This window comes from Gemmatimonas sp., assembly GCF_041689975.1.
Classification (GTDB): domain Bacteria; phylum Gemmatimonadota; class Gemmatimonadetes; order Gemmatimonadales; family Gemmatimonadaceae; genus Gemmatimonas.
In genome coordinates, this window is sequence record NZ_JBDNFF010000270.1 from 1 (window position 1) to 11,819 (window position 11,819).

The window sequence follows — 11,819 nt, forward strand, 5'->3', positions numbered from 1 at the left end:
GTTTCGGCGCTGCTGAAGCGTATGCTGGCAAGAGGACTCCTGTCGCGCACCGCGGAAACCGATCGCCGCAGCTATCGCGTGCGGCTCACGAAGAAAGGCGGGAGCGCGTTGTCGGACATGTCGCCGCACGCGGTAACGGCCGATGCAGATGTCTGCGATGCCGTTGAGCGTGAGGTATGGTGTCGGCAGCACGGCGACCTCGCGCGGGACCTTGACCACCGCGCGAAAGCTCCCGACGGCCGCGAACACACGGTAGATAGGTCTTGGGCCGACGGAGAGCGCAGACCTCCGGCGGCACATCCTCCCCGCGGTCGCGCGGACAGGTTACTGAGTCGACGCGCGCCCGTCGCCGAGGCGCAGCGTTCGGCGCGGCGTAATGTCGAAAACCGGGATCGGCGCGAACGGCACATGATTCCACCCGCGCAGCATCCACCCCGAGTGGGCGTCGATCTGCACGTGCGCCGTACTTCGTGGCGCATTCGCGAAACTCGGCACCGTAATCGAGTCGAGGATCATCACATTGAACTCCGGGTGCACGAACTCGCCGTCCGCCGTGAAGCGCGCCGCCCGGTCTGACATCCAGTCAGCCATGGTCGGTCCGCTTGCGCTCGCCTCAAATCGCGAGCGTCAATTCGTGGCGTTGTCGACGGCGATCGGGGAGATCACGCCAAACGATTCCGTCACGGTAGCGCGGCCTTCGGTGATCTTCCAGAGCATGGGGAGGCGGAGCGCGTCGGGCTGCTGCGCGCGCAGCGAAGACGCGAACGACACGAGGAGAAGGGCCGCCAAGGCCGCGAGTCGTGGGATGCGCGGGGGCGAAGGCGCATAAGGGGGTTCGACACCATGGACTAGAAGACCGTTTCCAGCGTGTCGCCGGCCGTTCATCCGGCCTCTCCACGCGTCTCCATCGGCAGGATAAACCATTGTGCGTCAACGTGTTACCCGGTAGCGGCCCCATTTGGGTAGCCGCCGCGCTCACATCCGGTCACCAGATCGCTGGGCGGATCGACTATCTTGAGATGTTGTCCCCGCATCGCCCCTTCTAGCAAGGCATTCCGTTGGAACTCAGTCACATCCGCAACTTCTGCATCGTCGCGCACATCGATCACGGCAAGTCTACCCTCGCCGACCGACTGATCGAGAAAACCGGCACATTGCAAAAGCGCGAAATGAAGTCTCAGGTGCTCGACACGCTCGACCTCGAGCGCGAACGCGGCATTACGATCAAGCTCAATGCCGTGCGCATGAGCTACAAAGCGGGCGATGGGCAGAGTTACGAGCTCAACCTGATCGACACGCCGGGCCACGTGGACTTCACGTACGAAGTCTCGCGCTCGCTTGCGGCTTGTGAAGGCGCGATCCTGGTGGTCGACGCATCGCAGGGGATCCAAGCGCAGACGTTGTCGAATCTGTTTCTGGCCATGGACGCCGGGCTCGAGATCATTCCGGTGCTCAACAAGATCGACCTGCCGGGCGCCGAGCCGGAGCGTCGTCGTCAGGAAGTGGTCGACTTGATCGGCTGCCGGCCGGAAGACGTGCTGCAGGTGAGCGGCAAGGAAGGCACTGGGGTGCCGGAGCTTCTGGAAGAGATCGTGCGTCGCGTGCCGCCGCCAACAGGCGATGTGAAAGGCCCGCTGCGCGCGCTCATTTTCGATTCGTATTACGACAAGTATCGCGGCGCCATTCCCAGTGTTCGCGTGGTGGACGGCGAAATGCGCAAGGGCACCAAGATCACGTTCGGCGCGTCGGACAACGTGTACGAAGTGGCCGAAGTGGGTTATCTGCAGCTGCGTCAGGTGCCCACCGAGGTGTTGCACGCCGGCGAAGTGGGTTACGTGCTGGCCGCCGTGCGCTCGGTACGCGAGACGCGCGCCGGCGACACGATTTTCGATCAGGACAATCGCGCGAGCGAAGCGCTGCCCGGTTATCAGGAAGTGAAGTCGTTCGTGTTCGCGGGCATCTATCCGACCGACACCACGCAGTACGAGACGCTGCGTGATGCGCTCGAAAAGATGAAGTTGAACGACGCGTCGCTGGCGTACGAGCCGGAAACCTCCACCGCCCTCGGCTTCGGATTCCGGTGCGGATTCCTGGGGCTGTTGCACATGGAAATCGTGCAGGAGCGTCTCGAGCGCGAGTACAATCTCGATCTCGTCACCACGGTGCCGAGCGTGGAATACCACGTCCTGAAAACCGACGGCACCGAGATGCTGGTCGAGAACCCGGCGCTCATGCCGCCGGCCGTGGTGATCACGCAGGTGAAAGAGCCGTACGTGCGCGCGCGCATCATGTGCCCCACCGACTACATCGGCCCCATCATGACGCTCGGCATGGAGCGTCGTGGGGTGTACAAGAACATGCGCTACCTGGACACGGTGCGTGTGGAGCTCGACTGGGAATTTCCGCTCGGCGAAATCATTCTCGACTTCTTCGACAAGATGAAGACGGTGAGCCGCGGATACGCCTCGCTCGACTACGAAATGCTGGAGTACCGCGAGAGCGATCTCGTGCGCCTCGATATGCTGATCAACGGCGACGCGATCGACGCGTTCTCGGTGATCGTGCACAAGGACAAGGCGTACGAGTGGGGCCGCAAGGTGGCCGAGAAGCTGAAGGAGCTCATCCCGCGGCAGATGTTCGAAGTGGTCATTCAGGCCACGATCGGCCAGAAGGTCATTGCACGTGAGACCGTCAAGCCACTCCGCAAGGACGTGACGGCCAAGTGCTACGGTGGCGACATCTCCCGGAAGCGCAAGCTTTTGGAGAAGCAGAAGGAAGGCAAGAAGCGCATGAAGCAGGTGGGAAGCGTGGAGATTCCGCAGGAAGCGTTTCTCGCTGTGCTCCAGGTGGATTGAACACGTGAGCTATGAGTAGTGGGTTCAAGTTTCGAGTTCGGAGGCACGAACACTCACCACGCGAAACTTCAACTCACAACTCGAGACTCACGTGACGATTTCCGCCGTCCTCCAAACTTCATTTCTCGGCGACATGATCCTCACCACGCCGCTGATCGCGCGGCTGGCGTGTGATGGCGAGGTGCATGTAGTCGCGACGCCGGCCAATGCGGGGGTGCTGGCGAATCATCCGGCGGTGTCGTCGGTGATCGTGTATGACAAGCGCGGGGCGGACGCTGGGGTGGGCGGCCTGCGTCACGTGGCGGCGTGCTTGCGCGCGACGGGGGCGACCATAGCCTACATGACGCAGGGATCGTGGCGTACGGCGGCGCTGGCGCGACTGGCGGGTATGCGGAGCGTGGGCTTCGACCGCTCGGCGGGTCGGTGGTTGTACTCGCGCCGCGTGGCGTACCGGAAGGACTGGCATCACGCGCAGCGGCTGTGGGCGCTGGCGAGTCATTCGCGCGGCGCCGAGTCCGCGATGGTTGAGCAGCTACGACCGTCGCTGTATCCGGGGGCCGAGGACTACGCGCGCACGTCGGCATTGCTCGATGAAGCGGGCGTTGACGCAGGCGAGCCGCTCCTCGCGCTGGCTCCGGGCAGTGTGTGGGCCACTAAACGCTGGCCGTCGTACGATGCGCTGGCGGGTGAGCTCGTGGCGCGACTCCCCGATTTTCGCATCGTGGTCCTGGGTGCCGCCGGCGATGCGCCGCTGGCCGTCGCCATCAGCGAGGCCGTACGACATCGCGGTGGCCCGCCGGTGATCGATGCCACTGGCAGGCTGTCGTTGCTCGGATCAGCAGCCCTGCTCTCCCGTTGCGCCGCGCTCGTGACCAACGACTCCGCTCCGTTGCATCTGGCCTCCGCGATGAACACGCCCACGCTCGCACTGTTCGGGCCCACCGTTCCCGCCATGGGATTCGGACCATTGGCCGACCGTCGCGCCACGCTGGGGATGGATGCGCTCACCTGTCGCCCGTGCAGCGCGCACGGCGGACAGGCTTGTCCGCTCGGACATTGGCGCTGCATGCGGGAGCTGAGTGCCCGCGCGGTGGGTGCGGCCGTTACGCGGATGGCCGGTCCGTCCTGAGAAGGGGGTAACCCGTTGCACGTCAGGAGAGGCTGGCACTGGGCGGCAGCATTATCTTATCGCCTTATGACTGCCCTCCCAGCCAACCAGTTCATTGTCGGTGTCGATCTTGGCGGCACCAACATTGTCGTCTGCGCGATGTCCGCCGATGGGTCGCGCCAATACGGTCTGCGCTCCGAACCCACCTCGGCGCATGAAGGCGCCGATGGCGTCATCGGGCGGATGGCGCGCATGGTCAACGACACGGTGTCCGCCACGATGCGCGAAGCCGGCGTGTTGCGTGATGCGTTTCTGGGCGTGGGTGTGGGCGCACCCGGGCCCCTTGATCGCGAGCAAGGCATCGTGCTCGTGGCGCCGAATCTGAACTGGCACAACATCCCGCTGCGCGCCCGCATGACGGCGCTCACCGGCTTGCCCGCGGCACTCGACAACGATGCCAATTGCGCCACGTACGGCGAGTGGTGGGTGGGCGCGGCCAAGGGCGCGACGAATGTGATCGGCATGACCATCGGCACCGGCATCGGTGGCGGCATCATCCTCGATGGTCGGCTCTATCACGGCTCGAGTGACGTGGCCGGCGAGATCGGGCACACGACGATCGATCAGAACGGGCGTCGCTGCGGTTGCGGCAACTACGGCTGTCTCGAGGCCTATGCCTCGGGTACGGCAATCGCCGAGCGGGCGCGTGAAGCATTGTCGTTCGATCAGCAGTCGATCCTGCCGGAATTGGTCGACGGCAACGTCTCGAAGATCACGGCGGCCACGGTGTACGCAGCGGCCGCGCAGAGCGATGCCGTGGCCCTCGAGATCGTGCGCGACACGGCGCGTTTTTTGGGAACGGGCATCGCGAACTTGCTGAACGTGTTCAATCCCGATTGCGTGGTGATCGCCGGTGGAGTCACGCAGGCGGGAGAGGCGTTGTTCGTGCCGCTGCGTCAGGAAGTGCGTCGCCGCGCGTTCAAGCCGGCCGTCGATGCCTGCCGGATCGTGCCTGGCACGCTGCCCGGTACCGCCGGTGTCGTGGGCGCGGTCGCCACGTTCATCGCGCAGCACACCGGTCGGCCACCCGCGTGACGTTTCCAGCGGGTTCGACGCCAGCGGGTTCAACGCAATCTCCGTCGAAGAAAAAGCGCGTGGGCGTGATCGGCTCGTTTGTATGGGACGTGCTGTACGGTCGCGACAAGCGTAATGTGCCCGTCGAGGAGTGGGGCGGCATCACCTACTCGCTCTCGGCGCTCGACGCGGCGCTGCCCGATGACTGGGAGATCGTGCCGCTGGCGCGCGTCGGCGACGACCTGGTGGATCGCGCGCGGCTGTTCTGCCGTTCGCTGCGGCACATGGCGCCGGATGCCGAGATCATCGGGGTTCCTTATCCGAACAATCGTGTAGAGCTGCGCTATCTCGATGACGAACGTCGCACCGAGCATCTGTCGGGTGGTGTGCCGGCGTGGACATGGATGGGCCTCAAGCCGGTGCTCGATGCGGCACGGCTCGACGCGCTATACATCAACTTCCTGAGTGGTTGGGAGCTCGACCTCGAGACGACGCAGCTGGTGCGGACGCATTTCAGCGGTCCGATCTACTGCGACTTGCACATGAAGATCATGGCCGTGCTGCCCGACGGCCTGCGCGTGGCGGAACCGCTGCCCAACGTGGCGGCATGGTGCGAGTGCTTCGACGTGCTGCAGGTAAATGAAGACGAGATGCAGATGATGGCGCCCGACTCGATGGCGCTGGCCGCGACGGCCATGGCGGCGGGTGTGTCGTGCCTCTGCGTCACGCTCGGCAAGCGCGGCGCGGTATATGTAGCGGCGCCGGGTTTCGAGCGACTCAGCGACTTACCGCCAGTGCGAGGTCACACATCTGCGCTATCCACATCATCGCGCGGTGGCAGTGGGGCGCTGGGCGCGCTGCGCACGGGGCTGGTGCCGAGTGTTCCACCGCGGGTCGACGGCCCAGGCGATCCCACGGGATGTGGCGATGTCTGGGGCGCTACCCATTTCTCGCGACTGCTTGCCGGTGATATGTTGACGGATGCGATTGCGACGGCGAACATAGCCGCATCGCGCAACGTCGAACATCGCGGGGCCTCGGGTCTTGCGAATCATCTCCGCGGAGAGCTCAGCCTTTCGTGACGTCTGTCATCAGCGTGCCGCCATCACTCGATGAACACAGTTTCGAGCAGGTCTTCGAGCAGTTGGCGACGGTACCCGAAGGCGAGAAGATCCTCGTCGACGCGCGTCATGCGCGATGGGCGTCACCGTACGGGCTGACCGCACTGCTGTGCGTCGCGCAGTCGCGTGCCGATCGGATGGGCTTCGCGGTCCCCGAGCATGCCGACACCGTATCGTACTGGTCGCGCACCGGATTTTTCCGGCATGCGGCTGAGTTGTACGACCTGCACGGCACGGTGCCGCGCGCGCGTGACGCGCTCGAGTCGGACGTGCTGCTCGAGATCACGCCGATCACGAAGAGCGATGACGTGCATGGTGTGGTGGGCCGCATTCAGCACAAGGCGGCGGATATTCTGCATGGCCAGCTGAATCTCGACACGGCCATTACCGGTGCATTCGGCATGACGTTGAGCGAATCGTGTCAGAACATCGTGGAGCACGCGGGACTGGGCGGTTGGGTGGCCGTGCAGACGTACAAGTATTCCCGTCGTCTTGGTCGTCGCGTGGTGGTCATCGCCGTATGTGACGCTGGCGTAGGGTTCCGGAAATCGCTCGAGAGTTCGCCGGGTCATCGCCGCAGCGATCGGTGGGATGATGCGATGGCGCTCGAAGATGCCGTGCTCCGCGCCGTGAGCCGTTTCCGCCATGGAGACAAAGGACGCGGTCAGGGTCTGGCCGGGATCCGTCGCTTCGTGGGACGCTGGGATGGCAAGCTGTCCGTGCGCAGTGGTACCGCCCGCATCGCCATCACGCCCGAGTGGGATGAGGACGTGCCGATGACCGAAGGACTGCCCTTTTTCCCCGGCGCGCAGATGCAGGTCACGATTCCCGAGCGGCTCGGCGACGCGCCCGTGCGCCCTCGCAGCGCGGGCGCATCTCGCGCGAGATCACGATGACGGTGAACATCGACGTCGGGACCGTGTTGCGCGGCACCGTGTGCGACCTGTATTCGAATCTCGTGACGCGTCCCACCGGCGCGGCTGTGCGCACGGCCATCGAACAGCAGGTCATCGAAGTGGGCGCCTCGGTCGTGACCACGATCGACTTCTCGCAGGTGAATCTGCTGGATTTTTCGTGCGCCGACGAGATCGTGGCCAAGCTGCTGCTGCGCTACGCGAGCGACGATGGTCTCCCGGGCTTCCTCGCCTTCCGCGGGATTCACGACGGCCATATCGATCCGATCGAGACGGTCCTCGAGCGTCATGCGCTGGCGTTGGTCTCATGGCATGAGGGGGCGGCCGAACTGTTCGGCTCTGTGGACGACGACGAGCGGTTGCACTGGGAAGCGGTGCGCGATCACGGACCGATCTGGGCCGAGTCGCTGGCGCCGATCCTGGCCGTGAGCGAGGCCGTTGCCGCCCATCAGCTGGACCGATTACGGGGCCGCCGGTTGATCATGCGTCGGGAAGACGGTTTCACGGTGCCTGGCACCGTGGCGAGAGGAACATGAACGAGGAAGAGAAGGCGAAAGCGCGGAAACTGGGGTTGTTCAGTGGATTCTCCCCGGTTCTGCAGGTGGTTGGATTCATCAGCAGCCGACCAGGGGACGCCGAGCGCGGACCGATGGTCCGTCTGCGCTCGGATGACGCGCTGGTGCGTCTCGTGACGGGCCACGAGCTGGTGCGTGTGGTATCTGATCGACGTTCCGAACTGGCTGAACTGCAGATTGACGACACGTTGCCTCGCGGCGGGTGCGTACTGCGCGACGTCATCGGGGCCGCTCCGTCTGAACTCGTGCGCGTAATAAAGTTGGATACCGACACCGGGACGCGCGTCTGACCTCATCTGGCGCCCCGCCGTCCGGCGCCCCGCCGGCCAACTCTGCCTCCCAACCGCCGTGCCAGACATGAGTGACATCTCGGTGGCGCAGCAGCTGGCGCAGCTGGATCGCACCGAATCCGCCCTCGTGCTCGCCAGTGGGATGGCTGCCGTGGCCTGCACCATGGTGTCGCTGCTGCGCCCCGGCGATCATCTTCTCGCGAGTCGCTGGCTTCGCCCGGAAACGCGCCGATTCTTCGAGCATGAACTTCCGGCGCTTGGCGTGCAGGTGAGTTTTGTCGATCCCACCGAAACGCGAGGCTGGCGTCGCGCGATCACACGCACGACGCGGCTGGTGTACCTCGAGTCGCCGGTCGATCCGACGACCCGTGTAGTCGATATGCGACCGGTGCGCACACTCGCGCAGGAGCTCGGGCTTGCGCTGGTGGTCGATGCCACGCTCGCCAGTCCCATCAACTTCCGCCCCGTGGAACACGGCGCCGATGTGGTGCTCCACACGGCCAGTGTGTTTCTCGACGGCCATGGCGACGGCTTCGCCGGCGTGGTATGCGGCAGCGAAGCGGTGGTCGACGAAGTCCGCGCCAAGATGCGCTTGTGGGGCGCCGAGCCACACCCCGCGGCAGTGGAGCATCTGGCTCGTGGCCTCAAGACGCTCGCTGTGCGTGTCGCCAAACAGAACACCACCGCGATGGTCGTGGCCCAGTGGGCCGCATTGCAGGCAATGTCCGTCGGTGCAATCAGCGCGGTGCACTACCCCGGTCTCGCCACGCATCCGGATCATGCGGTGGCCACGGAATGCTTTACGGGGCACGGCAATCTGATCGCGTTTGCCATGCGTGGTGGCGAGGCGGCCGCTGGCGAGCTGCTGGGCCGCCTGCAGCAGTTCAACGTTCGTGACGCCGAGAGCGCCGTGCGGCTGGGCGGCGTGGAGTCGGTAGCCAGTGCACTTTCCGAAGGATCGGTCCGTCTCAACATCGGACTCGACGATGCGTCGACATTGATCGGCGATCTCACTCAGGCACTGGAGTAGTTGGTGTCCGGCATTCTACGCCTGACCAACGTCAGCAAAGAGTACCCTCGCTCAGGCGCTGCCCTGCGCGACATCTCGTTCGAGATGCGCAAAGGTGAGTTCGTGTTCCTGGTGGGGCACAGTGGCGCGGGGAAGAGCACGCTGCTCAAACTGTTGTCGATGGCAGAGCGCCCAACCACGGGCGAGCTGCGTATCTCCGGCTTTTCCAGCCAATCGATCAAGCCACGCGAGATTCCGATTCTGCGTCGTCGACTGGGCATCGTATTTCAGGACTTCCGGCTGCTTCCCGATCGTACGGCGGAGCAGAACGTCGCGTTCGCCCTGGAAGTGACGGGCGCGCCGCATGCGCAAATCCGCCCGAAAGTGGCGCGGCTGCTCACGCAGGTCGGACTCGCCTCGAAGGCCACGGCGTTCCCGCACGAACTGTCAGGCGGCGAGCAGCAGCGCGTGGCAATTGCCCGTGCGTTGGCGAACGATCCCTTCGTACTGCTGGCCGACGAACCGACCGGCAATCTCGACGACCGCGCGACGCACGCGATCTTCCTGCTGCTGCGTGAAATCAACGCGCAGGGCACCGCCGTGCTGATGGCGACTCACGATGTGGCGATGATTCAGCGCTCGAATCTGCGCTTTCTGGAGCTCGACCACGGCGAGCTGGTACACGATGGGACCGATGTGGCGCGCCTGCTGGCCGACATGCGAGGCCGTCGATGAGACTGGCCCTCCGCGAAGTGCTCCTGGCGTTCAAGCGCGCGCCGCTGTTGGCCATACTCGGCATCACCACGATCGCGTTCTCCTTGTTCGCCTTCGGCCTATTCGGCCTGGTCGCGATCAACATCAAGTCGGCGCTGCTCGAGATCGAAGATCGCGTGGAGATTCGCGCGTTCCTGATCGACGGAGCGAAGGACGCACAGGTCGAAGAGTTGATGCAGGGCATCAACAAGATCCCGCAAGTCGCCGACGTGGGCTATGTGAGTCCCGATTCAGCGCTGCAGCGGGCGCGGGCGGAACTCGAAGAGTTCCGTGACGTGATGGCGGGCGCGATGCTGCCCGGATCGGTGGAGCTGCGTCTGAAGGAGGGCGCGCGCGATCCCGAAACGGTGCAGGCTATTTCGCGGCGTCTGCAGACGTACCCGGTGGTGGAGGAAGTACGCTACGGACGCGAGTGGGTTGAGAAGCTCTATCGCATCCGGAACATCGCCGGCATCGCGGGCTCGGTGCTGGGGAGCGTGTTCGCACTCGTCGCGATCATCATCATCGGGTCCACGATAAGAATGGCGATTCTCGCGCGCACCAAGGAGATCGAGATCATGCGTCTGGTGGGCGCCACGAACAGCTTCGTACGCCTGCCCTACCTGATAGACGGGGCGCTGAAGGGACTCGCCGGCGGAGCGATCGCCGCTCTGCTGGCGTGGGCTACGGTACAGCTGGTCTCGAAGAACCTCATGGCCGCACAGTTCTTCACGGCCGAACAGGTCATGCTCGGCATTGCGGCTGGCGGCGTGCTGGGCCTCGTGGGTAGCTGGCTGTCGGTGGGTCGTCACCTGCGCCGCGTGTGGCGCGACGCCTAGTGCGCTCAGCACGAGTGCGCTCATCAGTGCAGCAGATGGCGCACGTTGCGCGACGCGCGGTGCTCTCAGGCGCGATGACGCTGGTCGGTGGGTCGGTAGTATGCGCGGTGCCGGCAGTCGCCTTGGCGCAGGCTCCCGGCGCGCCGGAGCAGCGCCTGCGTCAGCAGCAGGACGCGCTCGACAAACTGCGCAAAGAGCGCGCCGATCTCGAGTCGAAGATGATCGAATTGCAGCGCAGCGCGCGCACGCTGACCGATGAAGTGAACAACCTCGAGGCGCAGCGGAAAGCGACGGCGCGACTTGTGGGCGCGCTCGATCAGCAGCTCGAGACCATCAACACCGAAGTCGTCAAAGCGGGCTCGGGGCTCGTGAAGGCCGAGAGCGAACTCGTGAACAAGCGGTCGGCACTGCAACGGCGCATGGTCGAGATTTACAAGCGCGGCATCCTGTACGACGTGGAAGCAATGCTGTCTGCGCAGTCATTTGCCGGGTTGGTGGCTCGCTACAAATACCTGCACGAGCTGGCGTTGCACGACAAAGGACTGGTGCGTCGGGTCGAGGGGCTGCGCGATCAGATCATCTCGCAGCGGTTGCTCCTGGTGCGTCTGCAGGAAGAAGTCGCGCGCAACCGTTCAGAGAAGGATCGGGAGGCCCGCAGGCTGGCCGAACTCGAATCACGGCGCCAACGCAATCTCACCACCGTGCAGCGCAGCGCGACCCGAACGCGCGAACGACTTACGCAGCTGGCGCGCGACGAAGCCAAGGTGGCGGGCGTGATCGCCTCGCTGGAAACGGCACGTCGTCGAGCCGAGATGTCGCCGAACGCACGGCCCGCCGCACCGTCGAGTATCCGTACGTCAGACCTGGGCAAGCTCGATTGGCCAGTGGACGGTACGATTCTGTACCGCTTCGGCCGCGTGATCAATCCGAACAACACGACCACGCGCTGGAACGGCATCGGTATCGGCGCTGCGGTGGGCACGGCGGTCAAGTCGATCGCGGCGGGTGAGGTGGTGTTGGCCGACAACGTGGGGACATACGGGCCGACGGTGATCGTGCAGCACGGTGGTGGTGACTACTCGGTGTACGGCTCACTGGCCCGCATCGATGTGCGGAAGGGGCAACAGGTTCCGAAGGGACAGACAATCGGTACGGTGGGTGCGACCGACCCCGATTTGCCGCCGCACTTGCACTTCGAGATCCGCCCGAAGGGACGATCGGTGGATCCGTTGGAGTGGCTCAGGGGGCGAGTCGGGAGTCGGGAGTAAGGAGTACGGAGTA

14 protein-coding genes are annotated in these 11,819 nt (G+C 64.7%); 11 read left to right on the forward strand and 3 right to left on the reverse strand.

Features of this window, described 5'->3' with window-relative positions; translation table 11 throughout:
• The 3 genes from ACESNG_RS16755 to ACESNG_RS16765 all read right to left on the reverse strand — a co-directional run.
• On the reverse strand, positions 1-219 hold a 219-nt coding region (locus ACESNG_RS16755; protein ID WP_373069874.1), incomplete at its 3' end, for a hypothetical protein.
• Positions 220-324: 105 nt separating this feature from the next.
• Positions 325-591, reverse strand: coding sequence for a hypothetical protein (locus ACESNG_RS16760; protein ID WP_373069876.1), 267 nt, complete (start codon positions 589-591; stop codon positions 325-327).
• Between the two features lie 36 nt (positions 592-627).
• On the reverse strand, positions 628-771 hold the full coding sequence (locus ACESNG_RS16765) for a hypothetical protein (protein ID WP_373063766.1): 144 nt from the start codon (positions 769-771) through the stop codon (positions 628-630).
• Between the two features lie 281 nt (positions 772-1,052).
• Here ACESNG_RS16765 and lepA point away from each other — a divergent pair, with 281 nt between their 5' ends.
• From lepA to ACESNG_RS16820, 11 genes are all read left to right on the forward strand, one after another.
• Positions 1,053-2,855, forward strand: coding sequence for a translation elongation factor 4 (lepA, locus tag ACESNG_RS16770; RefSeq protein WP_373063786.1), 1,803 nt, complete (start codon positions 1,053-1,055; stop codon positions 2,853-2,855).
• Between the two features lie 91 nt (positions 2,856-2,946).
• Positions 2,947-3,984: a glycosyltransferase family 9 protein gene (locus ACESNG_RS16775; RefSeq protein ID WP_373069878.1), complete on the forward strand. Its 1,038-nt coding sequence runs from the start codon at positions 2,947-2,949 to the stop codon at positions 3,982-3,984.
• 66 nt (positions 3,985-4,050) lie between these two features.
• Positions 4,051-5,058, forward strand: a complete 1,008-nt coding sequence (locus ACESNG_RS16780) for an ROK family protein (protein WP_373063770.1) — start codon at positions 4,051-4,053, stop codon at positions 5,056-5,058.
• Positions 5,055-6,119: a hypothetical protein gene (locus tag ACESNG_RS16785; protein WP_373063772.1), complete on the forward strand. Its 1,065-nt coding sequence runs from the start codon at positions 5,055-5,057 to the stop codon at positions 6,117-6,119. The genes ACESNG_RS16780 and ACESNG_RS16785 overlap by 4 nt, the downstream gene beginning before the upstream one ends.
• Positions 6,116-7,054, forward strand: a complete 939-nt coding sequence (locus tag ACESNG_RS16790; RefSeq protein WP_373063774.1) for a hypothetical protein — start codon at positions 6,116-6,118, stop codon at positions 7,052-7,054. Before ACESNG_RS16785 ends, ACESNG_RS16790 begins: the two co-directional genes overlap by 4 nt.
• Entirely contained in the window at positions 7,051-7,608 is a 558-nt protein-coding gene (locus tag ACESNG_RS16795) for a hypothetical protein (RefSeq protein ID WP_373069880.1), read from the forward strand. The genes ACESNG_RS16790 and ACESNG_RS16795 overlap by 4 nt, the downstream gene beginning before the upstream one ends.
• Entirely contained in the window at positions 7,605-7,937 is a 333-nt protein-coding gene (locus ACESNG_RS16800) for a hypothetical protein (RefSeq protein WP_373063778.1), read from the forward strand. Before ACESNG_RS16795 ends, ACESNG_RS16800 begins: the two co-directional genes overlap by 4 nt.
• A 67-nt stretch (positions 7,938-8,004) precedes the next feature.
• The gene (locus ACESNG_RS16805; protein ID WP_373063780.1) at positions 8,005-8,967 is read left to right on the forward strand and encodes a PLP-dependent aspartate aminotransferase family protein; all 963 of its coding nucleotides are present in this window, start codon (positions 8,005-8,007) and stop codon (positions 8,965-8,967) included.
• 12 nt (positions 8,968-8,979) lie between these two features.
• Complete coding sequence (gene ftsE / locus ACESNG_RS16810) at positions 8,980-9,681, forward strand: cell division ATP-binding protein FtsE (RefSeq protein ID WP_373063788.1); 702 nt, start codon at positions 8,980-8,982, stop codon at positions 9,679-9,681.
• Positions 9,678-10,538 carry a cell division protein FtsX gene (locus ACESNG_RS16815; RefSeq protein WP_373063782.1) on the forward strand — a complete coding sequence of 287 codons (861 nt, stop codon included), beginning with the start codon at positions 9,678-9,680 and terminating at the stop codon, positions 10,536-10,538. Before ftsE ends, ACESNG_RS16815 begins: the two co-directional genes overlap by 4 nt.
• 35 nt (positions 10,539-10,573) lie before the next feature.
• A complete protein-coding gene (locus ACESNG_RS16820) occupies positions 10,574-11,806 on the forward strand; it encodes a murein hydrolase activator EnvC (protein WP_373063784.1) in 1,233 nt (410 codons plus the stop codon).
• Positions 11,807-11,819 lie beyond the last annotated feature (13 nt).

Bases quoted from the DNA above. Each gene is read 5' to 3' on its own strand.
- ACESNG_RS16800 (WP_373063778.1), top strand. From the start codon at position 7,605: ATGAACGAGGAAGAGAAGGCGAAAGCGCGGAAACTGGGGTTGTTCAGT.
- ACESNG_RS16760 (WP_373069876.1), bottom strand. From the start codon at position 591: ATGGCTGACTGGATGTCAGACCGGGCGGCGCGCTTCACGGCGGACGGC.
- ACESNG_RS16795 (WP_373069880.1), top strand. From the start codon at position 7,051: ATGACGGTGAACATCGACGTCGGGACCGTGTTGCGCGGCACCGTGTGC.
- ACESNG_RS16780 (WP_373063770.1), top strand. From the start codon at position 4,051: ATGACTGCCCTCCCAGCCAACCAGTTCATTGTCGGTGTCGATCTTGGC.
- ACESNG_RS16820 (WP_373063784.1), top strand. From the start codon at position 10,574: ATGGCGCACGTTGCGCGACGCGCGGTGCTCTCAGGCGCGATGACGCTG.
- ACESNG_RS16805 (WP_373063780.1), top strand. From the start codon at position 8,005: ATGAGTGACATCTCGGTGGCGCAGCAGCTGGCGCAGCTGGATCGCACC.
- ACESNG_RS16815 (WP_373063782.1), top strand. From the start codon at position 9,678: ATGAGACTGGCCCTCCGCGAAGTGCTCCTGGCGTTCAAGCGCGCGCCG.